Annotated in this window: 10 protein-coding genes and 2 pseudogenes; 8 read left to right on the top strand and 4 right to left on the bottom strand. The window is 53.4% G+C overall.

The genetic code is table 11. The features are described 5' to 3' along the window. Positions 1–3 precede the first annotated feature (3 nt). On the bottom strand, positions 4–1,071 hold the full coding sequence (locus IEY52_RS18530) for a hypothetical protein (protein ID WP_189005230.1): 1,068 nt from the start codon (positions 1,069–1,071) through the stop codon (positions 4–6). 654 nt (positions 1,072–1,725) lie between these two features. Between IEY52_RS18530 and IEY52_RS18525 the strand changes: the two genes are divergently transcribed. The 5 genes from IEY52_RS18525 (at position 1,726) to IEY52_RS18505 (ending at position 4,907) form a co-directional block, all read left to right on the top strand. Further along, positions 1,726–1,968, top strand: coding sequence for a hypothetical protein (locus IEY52_RS18525; protein WP_189005228.1), 243 nt, complete (start codon positions 1,726–1,728; stop codon positions 1,966–1,968). 8 nt (positions 1,969–1,976) lie between these two features. Continuing rightward, on the top strand, positions 1,977–2,324 hold the full coding sequence (locus IEY52_RS18520) for a hypothetical protein (RefSeq protein WP_189005226.1): 348 nt from the start codon (positions 1,977–1,979) through the stop codon (positions 2,322–2,324). A gap of 27 nt (positions 2,325–2,351) precedes the next feature. Beyond that, positions 2,352–2,780, top strand: coding sequence for a hypothetical protein (locus IEY52_RS18515; protein WP_189005224.1), 429 nt, complete (start codon positions 2,352–2,354; stop codon positions 2,778–2,780). 17 nt (positions 2,781–2,797) lie between these two features. Further along, positions 2,798–3,946 carry a hypothetical protein gene (locus IEY52_RS18510; RefSeq protein WP_189005222.1) on the top strand — a complete coding sequence of 383 codons (1,149 nt, stop codon included), beginning with the start codon at positions 2,798–2,800 and terminating at the stop codon, positions 3,944–3,946. Between the two features lie 433 nt (positions 3,947–4,379). Then, complete coding sequence (locus IEY52_RS18505) at positions 4,380–4,907, top strand: hypothetical protein (RefSeq protein WP_189005220.1); 528 nt, start codon at positions 4,380–4,382, stop codon at positions 4,905–4,907. Between the two features lie 38 nt (positions 4,908–4,945). Here the strand turns inward: IEY52_RS18505 and IEY52_RS27190 are convergent. Continuing rightward, positions 4,946–5,407: pseudogene (locus tag IEY52_RS27190) on the bottom strand (ISL3 family transposase); the annotation flags it as partial. A gap of 468 nt (positions 5,408–5,875) precedes the next feature. After that, positions 5,876–6,517: a transposase family protein gene (locus IEY52_RS18495; protein WP_189005216.1), complete on the bottom strand. Its 642-nt coding sequence runs from the start codon at positions 6,515–6,517 to the stop codon at positions 5,876–5,878. A 77-nt stretch (positions 6,518–6,594) separates the two neighbouring features. Here IEY52_RS18495 and IEY52_RS18490 point away from each other — a divergent pair, with 77 nt between their 5' ends. Next, complete coding sequence (locus IEY52_RS18490; protein WP_189005214.1) at positions 6,595–7,191, top strand: hypothetical protein; 597 nt, start codon at positions 6,595–6,597, stop codon at positions 7,189–7,191. A gap of 69 nt (positions 7,192–7,260) precedes the next feature. Here the strand turns inward: IEY52_RS18490 and IEY52_RS18480 are convergent. Further along, a pseudogene (locus IEY52_RS18480) lies at positions 7,261–10,233 on the bottom strand (Tn3 family transposase). Between the two features lie 270 nt (positions 10,234–10,503). On the opposite strand from IEY52_RS18480, the gene IEY52_RS18475 reads away from it, so the two are divergent. After that, on the top strand, positions 10,504–19,317 hold the full coding sequence (locus tag IEY52_RS18475; protein WP_189005210.1) for a polymorphic toxin-type HINT domain-containing protein: 8,814 nt from the start codon (positions 10,504–10,506) through the stop codon (positions 19,315–19,317). 8 nt (positions 19,318–19,325) lie between these two features. Then, a complete protein-coding gene (locus tag IEY52_RS18470; protein WP_189005208.1) occupies positions 19,326–19,949 on the top strand; it encodes an SUKH-3 domain-containing protein in 624 nt (207 codons plus the stop codon). Positions 19,950–20,184: the final 235 nt, after the last annotated feature.

The following is a 20,184-nucleotide window of genomic DNA, read 5'->3' as shown; positions in this document are numbered from 1 at the left end:
GATTTAATCCTGTCCTGCCTCTGGTTTCCCTTCAGAGCGTCCAGCAGCAATCCGTTGCTGGATTTCTCTGCGTTCAATTTTTCCTCTGGCAATGGTTCTGAGGGTGTCCAGCGTGATGGGCTGCAGGTACGTCAACTCATGGGTTTGCTGGGCTTTGATGCTCTCTTCGGGTTTGCTCACGAAATCTTCTGGGTACCACGCGCCTCTGCATTGCTTCACCAGTTCTGCCGCTGAGATTTCGTTGTCCAGGTAGGATTGGTGCACCCGGGTGTCCACACTGAGCCCCGCATAGGGCATGGAGGACACCCCGTTGAATTGATGGTGATGCTCGTGGAGTTTGGAGAGCAGCCCGAGGTCCAGCAGCAGTTCTTTGATGCGCAGGCGAACCTTCATGTAATTCCAGGCTTCTGTGCCCCAGGGCTGGTAGGTGCGGTAGTGGTTCTGGCCGTCCAATGTGTATTTTCTGACCAGGATCACACTGATGTGGTGTGGGTGGGTGATGTAATCGTCATCCTGGGGTTCCTCCAGACGGTAACTGTTGGATTTGATCAGGAGCACCTGATCGAACGTGCCGTCCAGGATGCTGTCCATCACTTCGCTGAGCAGGGAGCTGGTGTAGAAGTTGTGCTCTTTGTGGTTCACTTTGTTCTCTCCATTGAAAAAGCGTCTTGAGAAATAGAATCGTTGGGTGAGGAACTGGATCAGCTCGTCGGTGACGGTGTCTGAGAAGACTTCTGGGTCGCTGAGCGCACGATAATTCATGTGGTGGGACCGCAACAGCCGGGCACCCTGGTACAGATCCAGCTGGTGGTCTCTGAGGAGGCGCTGGACGGCGTGAAAACCCACATCGTTTTGATTGTCCTGGTCGTGCACCAGACTGGTGAGCAGCATGGCGGCCATCTGGGCCTGGGACACCCCAAACTTTTGTCCGAGGTTGCGGAGGTGGGTTGCGGTGTCTGTGGAGACGCCCACGTTGAAGCGCACCTGCTCTTTGTCTTCTGTGGGTGACGGGAGGGGTTTTTTGGGGGTGCTGCGGGTGAGTTGGCGAAACAAGAGTTGTAAAAGTCCCATGACCTCAGTATGGCATCTTAATGAGATTTTGCAATACCACCCATAATGCAAAATATAGACTCATATTCTTAATTCGAGTGATGAAGGATCTGATTTCTCATCTTTGAACGTGTGGATCATCCAGATGCTGACCGGATGCTGTGGGCCTTGATGCGGGTGGAAACAGCGATGACCCCGAGGACCTGCACCTGGGCCACGTTTATCCTTCAGGTGTGAGTTTGAGGTATGGGCTGAGGTCAGTGAGGTTCGATCTCTCTGGGCCCATGCGGCTCCTTCAGGTGCTGAAGTCCAAAAGAAAAACCTGCACTGCCTTGTGGGTCTGTGCCTGAAGCTCCTTTCAGTGTGTTGGTTTTCGTGCCGGGTCCGGCTTCCATGATGATCGAACCCTTTTTGCGGGGGTGCATGCATGCTTTCACCCCAAATGTCCATTGGCTCAAATCAGGCCCACTCCACCCACTCTCAGGACCCAGGCACCAACACCTCCGTGTTTGCAAGAACCTCATGTGGTGCGACATTTCACTTGGCAATGTCTCTCATCACAATCGGCCATCATGCCCATTGCATTCCCTGGCCTCCAGCAGTCAAATGGAACCCATCGGCCACACAGGCACGCGTCTCAGCCCACCGCCCCCATTCACAATTCAGGAGCAACAGATGACTCAGGAAACACCCATGCCCGAGCAGGACCAGCCATCCCAGCAAGAACCCCTGATCGGCTATGACCTTTTCGTGGTGCTGGACCAGCCGAAAGTAATGTGGACCATTGATGCCAGAGATGAACAGGTGCGCTTCCTCAAAGGGCTGCGCCCCGATTACTGGCGGTACCTGGCCGAGACCCACGGACCTGCTGCCGAGGACGCCACTTCTCCCCACAAACCCATGCCCAGATCCTCCTGAAAACCGCCATGGCACAGGCCAACGAAACCCTGTTCACCCTGGTGGCCGCCTTCATTCAGGCCCCCTTCTGCCCACTGGGCTGGTCCCTCTCTTACAGCAACAGCCAGCTGCGCACCGTGGTGGAAAGAATCAACAACGGCGAACCCCTGCCCAATGTCATGGGAGAGGCACAGGTCACCTGGGAAACACTGGCCTCCGCAGTCATGGAGCCCTTTTCCACCACAGGTTCTACCTCTATGGAAGAGCACACCCAAACCCTGGTTCGCTCCTTGCGCATGCTTGCCGAACACCACACGGATGAAAACCTCAAGCATGAATACAACAGCATCAAGCACGGCTTCAGGGCCAGTGCTTGATGCTCCCTGAGCATTCAAATCACCCCTGTGGGTGCTGAAAGTGGTTTCACCCTGGAAGCCACCAAAGTCTCTCGGTTTCTTGTGGTGGAACCTGTCAGCAGAAACAGCCCTCACTTCACCGTCAATGAGCGCAACCAGAACTGGGACGGAGAAAAGATGTATGGCACCTTGATGGTCACCGCTGACGTGATTGAAGTGTTCAGAGCAACACTTCTGCGTATCGTGGGTGAAACCCCCAGCGATCCAATCGAATTTCCCAGCAAGGAAACCCTGGATGCCCTGCTCGCACCCAACAAGACTGCAGGCAGCCTTTCGGTCTTGCGATTCTCGCCCCTGGCCGTATCACACGTCATGGAGATGCTCCAAGAAAAGCCCATGGATGTCGATGCCTGGCTGAAGAACGTGTACAAAGGCACCTGGATCCCGAAATCTGAGAAACCCAAACCCCAGCAGTGATGCCCAGAGGAGTGCACATGTCACAGGACGAAATCAACCCTCCACCTTTCACCATCAGCACAGAAAAAGGTGAGGTGCCACTGAAACAACGCTACTGGACGTTCATGGTGGATGAACAACCCAGGGTCATGTGGACCGCCATGACCCATGAAGAACACATCCGTTTTCTCAACGGCATTGACAGCAGTTATTGGGCATACATGGCGTACACCCATCAGGAAGAAGCTGCAGGCGATGATGACAATGCCAGGTTCCATGCCATGATGGCCATGAAAGTGGCTTTCAGTCAGGCCATGGAGACCCTGTTCTCACTGGTGGGAGCCCTGGTTCAGGCTCCCTTCGCCCCTTTGGGATGGTCTCTGGCGTACAACAATGGCCAGCTCAAAAATGTTGTTCAGAAAATCACCAGTGGAGATCCCATTCCCAACTTCTGGGGCTTGCCCACCGTCACCTGGGAGAAGGTGGCTGAAATCATCTTCAAATTGTTCAACATTGAAGTGACAGAGACCAAACCCACAGAAAGCGAAGCGTTGAGGCAGTTGCCAGTGGCACTGAGGCTTCTGGCCGAACTGCATTTGAGTGACAACAACAAACACGAATACAACAGCATCAAGCACGGCTCCCGCGTTGGCATGGGTGGGGAGGCCACCATGACCATCGGCATTCCAGGCACAGACCAAAAACACACCCTCGAAGCCAAAAATGTCGCCCTGTTCTACGTGGTGGAACCCCTGGGTCGCCAGGATGCCAACTTCATCATTTCCATGCACATCAACAATTGGGACCCTGCCTCCATCTCCAATCGGCTTCTGGTGATTTCTCCACTGATCAATCTGCTCAGGCTGGCTTTGCTGGCCCACCTCGGAGAGCCCCTTGAGGAAATGCCGGAATTCATTTCCGAAATCGGAGTGCAAATGCTGTCACAACAAAGCCAAGGGCTTGGAGACCTCCTGAACATCAGCATAGGCACCCTCGATGCACAGGATCTGAAGGAAAGCCTCAAAGCCGATCCTGTGGACCTGGATCAACACCTTCAGCAGATTTATGGCAGCACACTGAAGCGCAATGTGGCAGCACCCCAGCAAAACCTGCAAGCCCAGCAGGCCAATCGGCCACATGGCAAAAAGCGACGTTCAGCCAAACGTCGTGCCAATCGTTCAAAATAACGGTATAACTTTGGATGTCCTGAAACCGCTCATGCCTACCATGAAGGTTTTTTGCTGGTCAGTCCAGAGGGTTTGGGGTAAAGTAGCACTATTTTAGCGAATGCTGGAAGCACCCCTTGACACCCAATACAGTTGCTACTTTAACCCTTACAAGGGGTTGTCCCATTGTTAAAGGGGTTTTGGATAAACTGAAAAATTCTATGTCCAGAACGCCTGATTTTATTTCGTCTCCTTTTTGGCTCAAAATCCCCTTTTTACCGAAACCTCAACTGGGACACCAAATTTACGTTTCTATGGCAGACACAAACGTGTGGGATTCTGGCGCTTTGATTCTGGCTCTGGCGCGAATTTGGTGAATCCCAGCAAAGGTGACAGTCAACCTTCCAAAACGTCAGCAGGTTATACTGAAAACCCATTCAGGAAAGGAAAACTCATGGATCAAGAGAACAATGATGGTGTCCTGGCTGACTATGCAGCATCTCTCATCAAAGTAGAACCCATGCCAGTGGTACTCCGCAAACACCCAAATTGGATTTTTCACCACACTGCACGGCCCAATCCCCACCAGCTGGCCGGCTTCTTCCTCAGTCAACTGACCCTGCTTGGAGCACGAGATGTCCAGGTTAAACGGGTCGACGACTGGTATATTTTTACTGCAGACATCGACTGGATGACCATTGCTCTGGTTCAAGACTGTGCGTTGCTTGAACAATTTGAACGTTGGATCATCTTCCCAGAGGACGGCCAGAATGCGATGCGCTATGAGGCAGCCATCCAGGCCTTTTCTCAGGCGGTCATCATTGCAGACCAGAAACAGGTGACTGTGGTATCGGGAGAAGTTGAGGATGACAACGAAATTTGGAAACACATCACCACTGAATATCCACGCACCCTGGCTTTTCTGTTCCCCTTTTCAGGTCGGCCATTTCCTTATCCGCAGGACGAATCACAACAGGATTGACTTTCTGTCCTGAATGATGAAATTGCACCAGGCTTGAACAGAACCTTGAGCCGAAGCAAATCAAATTTAGCTCGACCATACATCTGGCGTTTGATGCATTTCAGACGGTTGACCTGGCTTTCCACTGGTCCATTGCTGTAAGCATACTTGAAGCTGTTCAGCACGGCATCCCAGTCTTTTTTCAGACCTCCAATGTAACCCTTTAACTCAGAATAGTCAGAGGCCAGCACCGTTTCCACCCAGCTCAGAAAGACTGGCAGGTCACGTTCACGGAACGCATCCAGACCTACCCGCAAGAGATCCCTGAGGTTCCATAAGCCAGGTACATCTTTCTGGATGGTCTCCAGCAAAGCCAGATCATCGACGGACCGCTCTTCAGAAAAATTGAGCAGCAGCCACACCAGCTTCTTGTACGTGATCGGCTGGAAGGCAGAAACAGGCTTGCTGACCACCCCCACTTTCTTTCTGCGACCCTCGATCTCAGGATAGCGGGACAACATGTAGCTGCGCACGGTGTTTCTTGAGCCCACAAAGCCTGCCCGCTGCATGTTGAGGTGCAGACGACTGATATTGACCCTGGACAAAGCCAATTCCTGCTGAATGATGTGCTCGTAAGCCGCAACCTTGCTGGCACGAAAGTTGCGGTGGTTTCCGTGTTCCGGGATACAGCCCAGTTGGAGATACTTGCGTGTGGTTCGGCGATCAAAACGGATGATCTTGGAAATTTGCCAGATGGTCTTGCCCTGCTTTTGCAGCTCCAGAGCCTGTTCCAGTGGAAATTGTCGGTCTGATGCACTGGGTTCCACGGCCGGAATGAAATCCTTAGGGCGTCCCTCTTTCTTGGCCTGCGCTGCCTGTTTAATGGGCTGGTAGAAGGGTCGAATGCTGTTCTCAAAAGCTGTGGTGAGGTTCTTCATGAGGTGCCAGCGGTCTGCAACGACCTCGGCTTTGAGCTGTCGGGTGACATCCTAAAAGCACAATGCCCGATCCCGACTGATCAGCTCTACTTCTGGGTGGGATTGGAACCATTTCAGAACTTCTGGAGAATCCCGCGAATCCAGCACATCCAGCACATGGTGACTGTCCAGATCAACCAGGATGCTGCCGTAACGAACCCCTTTGCGTTTGGCCCAGTCGTCTACCCCTACATGCCCTGCTGATGGGAGTTGAGGGACAAATTGTCGTGCTGCACGCAAAGATGCATCAGGGCTAACATGGCTTCTAAACAGTTCAATGACGCGGCTGGTTTCCCTGGCATTAAGTTGCAGAGAAAGGCTTTGCAGCACGAAAAAGAAGCGTAAAGTTTTCCGTCCATACGGTTTGACTACAGAGGGGAGGCGCTCGCAGAACACTTTTCGCCGACACGCCGCATTTCGACAAAAGAATTTCCTGGCTCTCACACGAAATCGAAACGAGAAACAGACCATCGGGAGGTCGAAGACGAGCCGTTCATAGCGGCTGTGAAGATGCGTCGATGACTCTCCACAGCCAGGGCAGGGTGTTTGCTGAACAACAGGCTCCACCTGACATTCGATGACTTTTTTGCTCACCAGCACCTCCTGCAGGCGTAGGGCTGGAGGCAAAAGATGCATGATCAACTCTCGCATCATTTAGCTTGCCTTCTGGAAGTGAGAATTCCCATAAATGACGACTGAAACGGATAAATGATATAAACAGAATCATGGGAATGTTCAGTGATGCAGACACCTGGCACGGAGGTTACGTCGAGTTGCGTTTGGAACTTGAGGAGCAATCAGATCTGACCCTGTCCAAATTAACCAGGTGCCTCTGGAACCATCCCAGTTTTCATGGTGTTTATCTGGAGCGCCAAGCGGATCCGCAGGATCAGGCCCGTCATACCGTCGAAATGGTTTTGCAACAACCCCCAGAGACACTTTTGCTGCGGGGATGGGCGGTGCTGCCTGGAGGGGAGGAAGTGGCCTGCATGACTTCGGTGGTGCGGGAACCGGAGGGATCCGATTGGTTTGATCTGTCCTTTCCGCTGGGCAGTTTGGGAAAGCATTTTCCTGTTCATGCTTATCCTTTTGACCTGGATCAGCATGATCCGGAACCCTGGTTAAAGCCCCTGGAAGATTGGCTGGCTGTGGTGGCCATGGAAGTGTTTGAACAGGTGCCCTTTGATCTTGGCCTGGTGGGGTTTGACCAATATGGCAGCGTGTGTGCAGCAGATGTCAGGGAGTCGGGGATCCCCGAACAACGCTACTGGGGCTATATCTGGCCAACGTCTGAAGATCTGCAGTATTTTGCTCGAACTGAACCCTAAGACTCTGAACGCATCACCAAGTTCACCAAATTTGCGTTAGAGCCTTGATTCTGTCACGGGTTTCGCCGATCAATCCGCCGCCTCCATCTTCCCCACCAACGGACGCAGTTGCCCCTGAGGTGGCAGCAAATCCTGCCGCCACACGTAATCCCCAGTAAACACAATGTGCTCAAATCTCAAGGGAGAAATGTGCGACAGGACCTCATCGTCAATTTTCTCCCCCTGGCTTCGCAATTCCTGCACTGCCTCCTGCAGGTACCTCGCATTCCAGGTGCTGATCAGGGAAGTCAGGAAGTTCAGGCCCCCAGCCCGCCGTTCCTGACTGAACAGGGAATCGTCCCGCACCTCCCCGCGACCATGGCAGAACACGGCCTTTTTCAGGTCATGGAACAGTTCGCCCTTGTTCAGGTTCCGCTGCACCACCCTGCGCATGGCTGGGTCCGACCACCAGTCCAGCATGAACCGGGTCCGGTAGATTCTCCCCACCTCAATGAGGGCCGCCAGCAAGCTGTTCCTGCGGCGGAAGGAAGACAGTTTGCGCAAGATCACTGAGGCCGTCACGTGCCCACTTTTGATGCTGGTCACCAAGCGCAAGATGTCGTCCCAGTGTCGGGCCACCAATGCTCGGTCATACCCACCTCCCACCACGGACCCCAGGGTAGGGTATTTTTTTCTGCGGTCCGGTACGAAGATCTTCAAGTGCTTCAAATCCCGGATCCTTGGGGTGAACCGGAAACCCAATAGGTTCAGCAGGGCAAACACCGCCTCGGTGAACCCATGTGTGTCCGTGGTGTGCTCGGTGATCCGCAAATCACTCTGGTGGTACAGCAGACCATCCAGGATGTGCAAAGCGTCCCGTTCATTGCTGGCAATCACCTTGGTGTAAAACGGCGAGTACTGGTCCGATACATGGGTGTAAAACGTCACCCCAGGTTCCCGACCATACCTGCGGTTGAATGTTCCCGAATCCGACGCCTTCTGGGCAGCCAGAAAACGCTGACCGTCCGATGCAGAATGCTCCCCATCCCCCTACAGCTGGGCAATGGGGAGTCTGGTGTGAAAGTTGACCAGTTCCGCCTGCGCCGCCCGGAACGTTTCTTCCCGCACGAAGCACTCCCGCACCAAAGCCAGGCGTTTGAAGTTCACCGGGTTGGTGGCGTGGGCCATTTTACGCAAACTCAGATTGGTCCCTTCCGCCAGGATCACTGAGTAGAGCTCCTGCACGTCCTCGATGGTTTTCGAAAGGGCAAAATGCTTGAAGTGCTTCTGGTAGAGGGTCCAGGTGTCCACCTCCAGCATGATGTCAGTGATTTTGATGGTCGGAATCATCCCATACAGCCGTTTCCCCAGGCGTTTGGCTTTGCCCGACACCGTGATGTCCCGGCGATTGCGGGAGACCACCACCTTTCCAGCTTCCATCCGCACGTCCTGGAGTTCATCCTGACCCAGCTTCAGGTCCACCTCGGAAAGTTGGGTGGATAGCCGTTTCATCTGGTCTTCCCAGTACGCCGAAAAGTCCCCGGCAACCATCAAAGGGTGCTGCTTCAGATGTGCCCGCCAGGTCTCTATGGGGAGCAGGTAGTCTTCAAAGTGCCGGTACTTGCGGCTCCTTTCCAGGTGGATGTCGCCAGCGTGAAGTTTGCGGGTGAGGGTGTCCAGCAGGCAGAGTTCATAGTACGCAGGGTTGACCTTGCCGTCTTGCACCACAAATTTCGACCAGCGGCCTGCAACGAAATCCAGCGGGGCAGTCTCGCGAACCTGCATGTCCGGGTCTTTGCTCAATTCTTTGACCACCTCAATGGCGTCCAGAAATGGGGTGTCTGCTGCGGTGGCACCAAAACGGAAGTGGGACAGCAGTTTCCCTGAGTACTGATGGAAGTGCTCCAGGCGCCCGGCCATCAAAGACAGGCTGTCAAATTCCGTCTGGCTGGTCAGTTCGGTGACTGCCTCAACAGACTTCACGTAGGTGTCCCACTCCACCACCTGATCAATGGCCTTGAACGGGTCCTCCCCCTGCTTGCGTGCTTCAATCAACACCCTGCCCACCTTCTGGTGGATGGCCAGGGCATCGGCAAGCCCCAGTTGGGTGTCCTGCAGGTCTTCGAGGTACTTGTTGCGGCAATTGCGGAGTTGGGCCTGCATGATTTTGGCATGCAAATCAACCACCTGGTCGGTGATCTGCACCGTCACATCCATCAGGATCATGAGCGAGGTCGCCCAGCGTTTCCTTTTTTCCATTTGCCTGAGTTGCTGGGCGTGCAGGAAGCGGGATTCCCGGAACATGGCTTCCTGCCGGCTCCTGGGGATGAGTTTCAAAGCCTCCCAGGGCAACCCCATCTGCCGCAGGAAATGCAGTTTGTCCAGCAGGCTGGTGATGCTCTTGGGGTTGGCATCCAGGTGCTTTTCCCGGAACCAACCCAGCAAATGGTACTCGGTGTCATCGGAACCCTTGTGAGGCCTGAGCAGGTTTTCGATTTGCCTCTGTCCATCCTCACTCAGGCCTGCAAGGAGGAGGTCCTGGGTGTGCTTTTCAGTCCAGTCAAGGAGTTGATGGACGGTCATTTCCAGGGGGCCGATTTTGCTCCAGATGACTTTGCGATTCCGCATTTCATCGACCAGCAAGGCCATCAACGGGAATCCCGCACAGAGCTGCAGGGCATGGGGTTTCAGGAAAGCAGAGAAATCCCGGTAGAGTTCGAGCTGGTTGCATGAGGTAAGGCCGAGTTTGCGTTTGAGCTCCTGCCGGTGCTGTTTGATGGTCACCTGTTTGCCTGCCCGGTAGTCCTGGTAGAGGCTGGTGGGAAGCTGGAGTTGTGCCGCGACATGCTGGATGACATCAGCAGGGATCTCCAGGGATTCGGGATCCCGGACCAGGTGCTGCATGATTTTGAGGTGCACGGCATAACCCAGCCTGCTGGCATCCCCCTGTTTTTCCATGACCCAGCCCAGTTCCTGCTGCGAGAGGGTGTAGTGGAGGTGGAGGGTGCCTTCATCCAGATCGGGGAACTTCAGGAAAGTTTTGCGTTGTGCGTGGGTCAGCATGCCATCCATTCTCACAGCTTGTTGTACTGCTCATGGAGTCTTGGCAATCGGTGAAAAAGGTCATTTGTGAGTGGCATTCATTGCATATTTTCGTAAACATTTGTAAAACCTTACACTTGGATGGAATCCCCTATGTCACTGAATTGAAACTGAGATTTAAATGTGAGAAATTAGAGTGTTATGCATTTTTATCTCAGAAATCGCAAAGGCACCCCCCTTCTCAAAGAACGAACAAGACAGAGACTGGGCCTCACCTTCGCCCTCTTTTTCTTGCTCCAGCAGCTTGTTCCACTGGCCCTGGCCAGTCCCAGCCTCTACGCCCGACCTGGAGCAGGGGTCAGTGACCTCCCCATCGAAGTCCTCGCCTTCAACACCCCCGGCTTCGGAGACGTCAGTGACGCCATCAACCTCGCCACCGGAAACGTTTATGTCGACACCGGCAGTCTGGCCAGAAACAATGTTCTGGATGCCAGCAAAGAAAAAGACGAAAAAGCCGACAAAACCATCGCCGGAAGCAACTGGAATTTGCAAAGCCGGAAACGGCTCGCAGGCTACACCCAGCTCCCCAGCGGTGCACAACTCGCAGCAGGCTGGACCCTGTATTCAGGCGACGGCAGTGGAACCCGCTACAACCCCAAAACCATCAGCACCTTCAATGACCCCAAGCTTCCTTACTGGATTCAGCGTTACAGCACAGGGAGCCCTGTCCTGTTCAAAACCAACAGCGATGGCAGCAACAACTACGCCAATGCCACCCTGGCCATTTATGCCAGTGAAAGCACCCCCGGCACCCAGGTGACCGAACAGTACCTGGTGCTGGTGAAAATCCTGGAAAACGGCACCCCCATGTGGGTGGCGCACCACTACGACCACAGTGGCAACCGCAGCACCTTCTACCGGGACGATGAGTTCGTCGATTACCAGCAGAACCTTTCCCAGCAATACCGGGCTGAACTCAGCAACGACAAAGACGGCACCGGGGCATCCCCCAAAACCGAGATCACCTACCACACCAATGCCAGCTGGAAGAAACTCGGTCTGATCACCGAAGTGAAAGACGAATGGGGCCGCAAAACCACCTTCAGCTGGGATGCCTTCAACCGCACAACGACCACCAGCAGCTCAGAACCCCCGGTGCTGCTGGCCATCAATGAACTTGTGCAGAACACCCAGAGCAGCTGGATTCGCCAGACCCGCTTTTCTTACGCCTACCAGTACGGTCAGTTGCTGGTCAAACAGGTGATGTACATCGCCCAGACAGGGCGAATTGCACCCAGCCCCAGCGCAGTGAACACTGCTTGCGGCGATCCCACCCTGGAAGGAAGCCAGGACAATTACAGCGGAACAGAAGTGTGCAGTGACACTGCCTTCAAGCAGGGCAACAGCACTGCAGGCGGGTACATGGCCCGCACTTTCACCTTCACTTACAGCAAAACCACCAGTGGACATGTGGTGCTTGGCACGCTGGAAAAACCCTTGCTGCGCGCAGACGGGGGAAGCAACACGGCCGTGGACACCTACAGGTACACCTATGATGACAACAACCCCCCCAGAATCAAAACCTTCAACAGTGACAGCGGAGAAAACCTCAGTTACACCTACACCCCGCTGAACGGCAGCACCCCCACCGACCTCTCCAAAGGCTTCCAGGTCACGGTGCAAGACGGCACGGACAAAGTGGAACGCTTTGAAATCGACAAATCGGGACAGATCACCCAGCATGAAGTGGATGTCAAAGATCCCGTGAACGGCAACTCCAGCACGCCCCTCAGGTGGACGTACCAGTACTACCCCAACGGTTTCACTGCAGCGGTGATTGAACCCGGCGGGAAAAGCACCCACTACGGGTATGACAGTCGGGGCAACGTGATCAGTCAAACCGTTTACAAAGCCCCCAAAATCAACGTCACCGCCACCAGTCCCCTGCCCATCGATGTGGACCTCAACCTCACCGCCGGGCAAACTGTCAATGGCCTGGACCAACTGACCTTCAATGCCACCCTCACCGGGGACGATTACAACAACGGGGCCAGCTGGGGCGTCAAAGGGGCCACTGTGGTCACGGCAGACCGCAGCAAGGTGGTGGTCAAAAACTTCAGTGATCAGGTCCTGCTGGAAGTCACCGGCACCAGCCGCACCGACAACGGAACCTATGACAAACTCATCATCAAGTTCACCAGAACCGGCAACGGGTACGCCGGAGAAGGCGCCTACACCTGGGCCATCCAATCGGAAACCCCGGTGGTTTCAGGGGAGAAACTGTCCAGCAGCATGAATCCACCGGTGCTCGGCGACTGGGAAACCCACACCAAATCCACCTACACCCCCGATAACCTGCCTGCCACCACAGCCACCTGGGGAGCAACAGACAGCAGTTACGGTTACTCCGGGCAACTGACCACCTACGACTACGGTTACGCTTCCACCTCCACTTCCAGGTTTCACGTGAACAGCCAGCTGGTGAAGCAGTGCGTCACGGCCAGCCCATACACCACCACGGTGCCAGCGTGTGATGGCACTGAAGCCACCGTGGTCACGCAGTACAACCGTACACTTCTCGACGATCAGGGCCGCACCACCTCCCTGGAAAGCGGGGCAGTGGTGGGGGGCACGGAAACCCCCAAAACCAGCACGGAGCTTTCCTACCCCAACAACACGGTGCAACCCGTCCGCTTCAACCAGTGGGTGGTGACCGACACCGGCAGTGCCAGCCAGGCCGGCACCGACCCCGCAAAAATCATCCAGTACGCAGACCAGCCCGCAACCAGCAAATTGTACGGTTACGAAACAGGCAAAACACCCCTGAGCACCACAGAAATTTATTACGATGCCCTGGGTGTCCCCCAGCAAACCACCCACTACGGCCCGGGTGGGACAGGGGACCAGAACGTGCTGGTCGCAAACGTGACCAAAAGCGGTGCACCCACCTACGCCTACACCCGTGATTTTCAAACCAACAATGGTTTCGGGCAACACATCTGGTCCAGAACCCAGCAGTTGCAATCCGGCAGCACCCCCCTCACCCTCAAAGACCAGATGCAGCTCTACGGCAGCACTGGGGAACTGTTCTCCAGCTGGGAAGGCACGGCCGCGAACACCACCCAATATCTGTACTCCAGCGCTCTGGGACCCTCACTGGGGCAGGTCATCCAGGAGGTGTGGGGAGAGGGGAACGGCAAAACCGTGTCCACCCCCTACAAGAACACCCAGTTCACATACGACCTGTATGGCCGCCCAGGCCAGCAAACCGTGGACGGGTTCATCCGGCAGTACCAGTACGACAGTCTGGACCGACCCGTCAGTGAGAAATGGTTCCTGGACCAGAACAGCACCAGTGGCAAGTACGGAGAGAAGAAGACCAGGTACCACATCACCGGGCAACCTGAAGTCATCACCGAAACCGTGCAGGGCTCCAGACCGGGCGTGGTGGGTGGGGACGTCAACCAGACGCTGACCACCACCAACACGCTGGATGTGCTGGGACAGGTGACACAAACCTCCAGTCCGGACGGCGGAAAAATCAGCTTCAAGTACGACAGCTGGGGCCGGGTGGTGCAGAAAATTGACCTGAGGCTGCAGGATTACAACGACCTGGGGGATTCCTCCAGCAGCGGGCTCAGCACGTATTACAAGTACGATTCTGTAGGCAAACTGCTCCGGCAACTCGATCCCCCACTGAGAACCAAAAGCTGGAATGGGTATGTGGATGCCCGCAGACCTTACACCGAATTCCGCTATGACCTGTTTGGCCGAAAAACCCATGACCGGGTGCTGATCGGAGACCTGACAAAAGCGCTGGACAGTGCAGGATTTTACGCCAAAGCTCCAACTCTGAATGAATCTGATTTCAAGGTCACCGAGTACAAATACACGGCGCTCGATCAGGTGAAAGAAACCATCAGCCCACGTGGCTACAGCACCAGAGCGGTGTATGACCCGGCCGGGAACCCCTGGCAGACCGAGCAAGACATCTTCAAAACTGGCGATGTTTGCTCTGAGGCTCCCTGTACCCCCAAAGTGACCACCTACCAGTCGTTTGATGGTGCAGGTCGGGTGTTCCAGAGTTTCGATGGCAACGGGTATGAATTCCGCAAAACCTACGACCGTCTGGGGAACGTGACCGCAGAAATGCAGCCCAACAGCAACAAGGACCTGATGGTTCGCAAGCTGTATGTGTACCGTCCCAACGGGTTGCTGCAGAAAGTGCTGGAACCCGACGTGGGGGCAAACACTGGAGGAGGCTCTTCAGTGACGCCTTTTGCTCCTGCTGCACTGTCTGCGCAGTGGATCCCCACCAGTTACAGCGCAATGGTCACCACCCAGTCCCTAGCTTACAGCGGACGCCAGTACCCCAGCAGCATCACCAGAGCACTCATGGACACCGATGCCTCTTCAGGCAGTCTGGCCATCACCAATTACACCTACAATGGCAGCGGACAACCGCTCACCGAAAAACTGCCTTCGCAGAACTATGAAGCCATCAACGTTCATGCTTATGATTCAAAGGGACAGGAAATCTACAGCCAGAACCCTGAAAAATTTGACGTCGCCAAAGACTACGACCAGATGGGCCATGTGCTGACTGAACACCACTGGCCGCGCAGCACCAGCACCACAGCCAGTCAGGAAGCCGTCAATGTGGACACGGCCGCAGGATTTACACCTGGCGACCACCCCATTCTGAGGTTCCGATACGACCTGCTGGGAAATCTGGTGTCTGAAACCCGCAGCCAGTACACCACCAAACACGTTTACAACACCCTGAGCAACACCATCGCGGAAACCCGCGCATACGATCCTGCCAGGACCACCGATGAGTATTACCGGTACTTTGTATACCGCCTGGATGGGAAAAAAACAGCAGACACCACCTACGATTACCGGGGAAATGTTCAACAGGGCGAGTCTGACCTGACCAAATTGACCGACGCTGCAGGCAACCTCACCATGTACGCACTGACCTCAGATGGGCTAATCCAGAAGGAAACATCCCGGGGCTCCATTCGCAAAACCAACGGATTATTCACTGATCGCCTGGTGGAATACACCGCTGAAAACACCTACGATGGCCGCAACTTGAGGACCAGCAGGACCTTCAGCGGAGACCCACGCATCTACGACAACATGCAGCGCAACGGCAGCGTGTTGACCAGCAATGGTGCCACTCAAAGCGCCTACGACACAAAATGGACCTACGATCTGGTGGGCAACTTGCTGACCATGAAAGACTTTGCTCCCGGGTCCAGCACACCCCTGAACTCGTATGTTTATGAGTATTCGGCCACCAGACACCAGACCAAACAGATTATCGATGTGCCTGTGCTGTACAGCCAGGAGGCATCTGGTGATCTTGGATCTGTCTACAATGTCTCAAACACCCAGTACAACAACCTGGACCTGATCACCAGTCATTCGGTTCAAGACAGGCACCGTGGCAACGGCAGTTTGCTGAACAACATGAAGGTGGACTACCAGTACTACAAAGACGGCAAAATGAAATCCAACTCTTCCACCAGCAGCCTCTTTGATGGTGGAACCGAATCGGGAAGTCAGAAAGAAATCGTGTATGACCGGATGGGTCGCATGTCCAGTTACCTGGATGTGCGTACTGGCAAAGGCGAATACAGGGTGGTCAATTCTGTGGATGCGTTGCGCAACATCACAACGGTCCAGAACCTCCAGTATCCTGAAATTGTTCACAGCACCTGCACCATCTTCACGGTCGATGGACAGGCCGCGAGAGAAATCACTCATGCTTACCCTCAACCTGCCGGAACGTCAGCCTTTATTTCTCCTTCCACCCAGGGGAAGGCATGCAACGAGTACACCCGTCCGGTGGAGCAGTGGCCTGATGACGGCATGTATGCAGGTGGCACCGAAGCCCAGAATTACTCTTTGAAAATCCACTCTTACTCCAAGTCCCAAAAAGTCACCACCAAAAACCTGCCTCCCAGATACACCAAAATAGAAACCACCTGCGAGAATTCCACCCCGTGTAACCGCTACTACGTCAATGAATTGCCCTTCGAAAGCTTTTCTTATGATGCCTATGGTGAGTTAAAAATCAATTCTCCAGAAGCCTACCCACCTGATTCTGCAACAAGTGTGCCAAAGTTTTCCTATTATGACTGCACTGCAGGTGGCGCACCCACCACGCCTGCAAACCATGCATATGCACAAGGTTTCTGGGACAGTAATGGGGTTGGAGCAGATTTCAGTGGCTGCGTTCCAAAAAATGAAACGCAAACTGTCACCGCTGGAACGGATCTGGTGGCCAGCTCTCAGTTCAGAGACATCAATGGCACTGTTTACCAGGACAAGTACATGGTGCCCAATTCAGGGAAAATCACCTACAAACTGGATGAAAACGGCAAACGCATCGCTGTCACCACACCTCCAAAAACTGCAGAGTTCACATATTCACTTGACTCAAAAGGCAACCGTCTGCAGAAAGTGTTGACCCAGTGGTCACAGGAACTGGATTTGCCCGACGGAAACAGAACATCACCCCTTGGCAGTTCCGTCAACAAAAGCCTCAAAAAGGAAGATGGATTCTACAAGCGTTATTCTGCCGATGGCAAACCCACCCAGTTTTTCAAGACACAGTCCACCGACGCCAATTGCGCCTGGCAACCCTTTTTTGGGTATTGCACCCCTGCTACCTTCAGTGGTGAGCTTGATCATTTTGTTTATGACCCTGCAGGCAACACGATTGGCTTTGGCAATGCACTGATCAACGTGGAAGGCAGCCAGATCAAATCTTTAAATTTGAACAACAAGAAGTATTTTTATGCGGATGGTTCTGTTCAATTTGTCTACATTGACAACAATCCGCTCAATCTGTCCTTTTCCACAGGCTACCGCTGGAACCAGACCTCCAAATACTGCGACCACCTGTATTGTGTCAAAGATCAGTCTTTTACACTTGCAGATTCCATGCTGGATGCCAACAGCTGGGATCCGGTGGTGCGTTTCACTGTTCCTGCAAAAGATGACCAGCAGTCTGAATTCAAAGCTCCAATTCCCAGCAGTGAGGTGGGCCTGGGGGCCAGCAGTGTCACATCCTCTGATGCTTTCAGCAATCCTTTCCTGCCAGGCAGTGATGTGGTCGCACCCGCTGATTCCATCACCCAGAACGCCACCGGCATGTCTGCCTTCAGCAACCCTCTCCCAGATCCCAAAAATGAGCAAGATCCTGAAGCAGAACCTGTGGACCCCACCGAATACGGTCCTCCCGTTCCTTTGACCGATGTGAATTCCAACGCTCTGGGGGCCAGCAACGTCGCAGACAATGCTGAACTCAATTCCTCGGGCAGTGTGGGATTGACTGAAGCGACCTTACCCACCCCAGAGTTGAATCCGAACCTCTCGGGCAGTGCAGGATCTTCGGGTGTGGTCGCACCGGACAGTGAACTCAATCCCAACATCGGGGGCGGAGAAACTGGTGCGGGAGGAAGCTCTGGTGCGGGCTCTGGGGTGGTTTCACCTGAGGGGCCTTCTGTAGAAAATCCAGATGCTCCATTTGTGGCCTTCACCTTATCGGAAAAAGAAGCTGCTGACAAATACTGCGAAGGGATTGCCAAAGGTCTGGATGATGATGTCGCTCAAACCCTCTGCGAACAACGCAGAGCTCTGGGAGAATCCAAAGACCAATGGAACCTGGCCCGCAAAGACCTCCTCGACATGGCCTTCGCACAATTTGGTCCCTCTGGTGCCCTCGACATGTTCACTGTGATTCAGGCCCTGGGGCAAACCAACCACGATAAAATCGCTCTGGGTTTGCAAAGCATCCATGAACAAATGTCCAACGGTCTCATCAATAAAGAACAATTGCACCGTGCCGCGACCCTAGGCTTGAAATCCTTCAGTGCAAGACAGCGTTATGACCTTTCCACTTCTCTGGGCCAGCGAAAATTCATCCGAGAAGTAGGAAATGACCTCGAAGAAATGCTGGGCATCCTCTGCGAAAATCGTGGCATTCGCATGTGCAATGTGAACCTGCTAGCCCTCGGAGATGGACCCGAAATGAACTTTGGGGCCATGGCCATGAACATGAGTCCTGGCATCGCAGGCGGGTTCACCAAACTCTTCAATTCCAAGACCCTGGCCAACATCGCTGGAGATCTGGAAGAAAGTGCGGCCTCTGGATTGCTCAAACTGTGTATTGCACCATGTTGCAAATTGAAGCAGTCCTTTGATGCCACCACCCCAGTTTTAACCCCGAATGGAACCATCCCCATTCATGCCCTGACGGTGGGCACCCTGGTACTGGGTTTCAATGAGCAAACTGGGGAACAGGGGTACTACCCGATCCGCAGGGTGTTTGAGAACCAGGATCCTGTACTGACTGGACTGGTGATTGAAGATCCTGAGAGCAAAAAGCTGGATTACCTCACCACCACTCCTGAGCACCCTTTCTATGTTATGGAGGCTGCAGACAGTGAAACCAGACCCCAACCTGAGGGTCACCCGGACCTCTCGGACAGGTGGGTCGGAGCTGGACACCTGAAAGTGGGGGACAAACTCAAGCAGGCCGATGGCACACTGGGTGAAGTCAAGTATGTCAACACCATCCAGCAAGCCAGAACCATGTACAATCTGGAGGTCCAGGAAGCGCATACATTCTTTGTGGGCAATCAGGGCTGGTTGGTCCATAACTGTAATCCAGAAGAGGCTGTGAAATTCTTATTGGCAGAAGCAAAGAGGCTAGGGATTGACTTAAGCAATCACAAGTCCATTACGGCTGCCTATGATACTGTGACTGGCGAATGGCACCTGGGACTTCCTGGCGAATTGTTAAAAGGAAATGTGAACCCAAAGACTCAAAAGTTGATCAACTTTTCGACCAAAGCCAACAAGGACAAACAAGTTGAAGAATGGCAATGTGGAAACTGTTCAGAATTCACTTCGCTCAACAAGGGTTTCAATGCAAATCCAGCCCGCAAGCCTGATCCTGGGGATTACCAGCTGTATACTTTCTATCCTCAGCAGCTTGCCAAAGGAAATGCGACCCCTCGGGTTGCCTGTAAGTATTGTGAGAAGATCAGGCCATTCTTGAACATGATGTATCCCAAGAAGAAGTAGGAGATGACATGAAGACCGAGCTCAGCGAAAAATCCGCATTGTTCCTCCAGATGAGCCAGCAGCACAAATGGGATGACAACCGCAGAGAGAGCATCATGCTCTCTCTGCGGGAAGAAGGAATAGTTAATTCTGAAAGCGCTGAGGCTTATTTGAGCTTGTACGGCGGCCTCATCTTCACCCTAGCAGAAACAGAGCCAGATATTTTAAATAATTTGACAAAAATCGCCTCAAGTTTTGATGAAGTCATGATGCATCATGATGACATCCAGATCTTTGTCTTTGATTATTTGCTGGATGATGATAGAGATGATCGCCCATTAAGAACGAGAAAATTTTCTGGGGTATTGGGCAAGCAAGTCAGCATGATTGGTTATATCATAGACAGAGGGTATTTTTTTGATGTTTTGGTAGATGAAGATGGCATTGTTTACAAAGGAGATTTTGATCATCAAGTGATTTCCTGTCATGGAGATGATCTCAATGACATGATCAATCGAGCCGTAAATAATGAAGGTGTCACCGAAAGGATAAGCACTCCCATTGTATTCGATATTGTTGAAGATGAATGGATCAGAGTGGATGAAATCGAAGTTGAACGAAGAAGAAGATTGTATACGGGTGATATAGAATAGAAGTATTACTATAACTAGTGCCTATCCAGACAAGCTTAAAGAATAAAAGCCAGCTTTTGTAGAAAAGGATTATTGTAAAGCGCTGTTTTTTCAGCTTCAGTTGCTATCCATTCCACCTCCCCACTACCTTGGTGGGGACTTTGGCTTCCTGGATTAACTGAGATTTTTGTGTGTTAGGCCAGGTCCCCAAAGTGGGAGAATGAGCCTGTCATACCCCTTCGAGCCGACAAGCCTG

The organism is Deinococcus roseus, from assembly GCF_014646895.1.
Lineage (GTDB): Bacteria > Deinococcota > Deinococci > Deinococcales > Deinococcaceae > Deinococcus_C > Deinococcus_C roseus.
This window is presented reverse-complemented; position numbering and strand designations above follow the sequence as displayed.

What these genes read in the sequence shown, in the direction of transcription:
- IEY52_RS18520 (WP_189005226.1), top strand. Translation starts at nt 1,977, where the DNA reads ATGGCACAGGCCAACGAAACCCTGTTCACCCTGGTGGCCGCCTTCATT.
- IEY52_RS18510 (WP_189005222.1), top strand. Translation starts at nt 2,798, where the DNA reads ATGTCACAGGACGAAATCAACCCTCCACCTTTCACCATCAGCACAGAA.
- IEY52_RS18495 (WP_189005216.1), bottom strand. Translation starts at nt 6,517, where the DNA reads ATGATGCGAGAGTTGATCATGCATCTTTTGCCTCCAGCCCTACGCCTG.
- IEY52_RS18490 (WP_189005214.1), top strand. Translation starts at nt 6,595, where the DNA reads ATGTTCAGTGATGCAGACACCTGGCACGGAGGTTACGTCGAGTTGCGT.
- IEY52_RS18530 (WP_189005230.1), bottom strand. Translation starts at nt 1,071, where the DNA reads ATGGGACTTTTACAACTCTTGTTTCGCCAACTCACCCGCAGCACCCCC.
- IEY52_RS18525 (WP_189005228.1), top strand. Translation starts at nt 1,726, where the DNA reads ATGACTCAGGAAACACCCATGCCCGAGCAGGACCAGCCATCCCAGCAA.
- IEY52_RS18505 (WP_189005220.1), top strand. Translation starts at nt 4,380, where the DNA reads ATGGATCAAGAGAACAATGATGGTGTCCTGGCTGACTATGCAGCATCT.
- IEY52_RS18470 (WP_189005208.1), top strand. Translation starts at nt 19,326, where the DNA reads ATGAAGACCGAGCTCAGCGAAAAATCCGCATTGTTCCTCCAGATGAGC.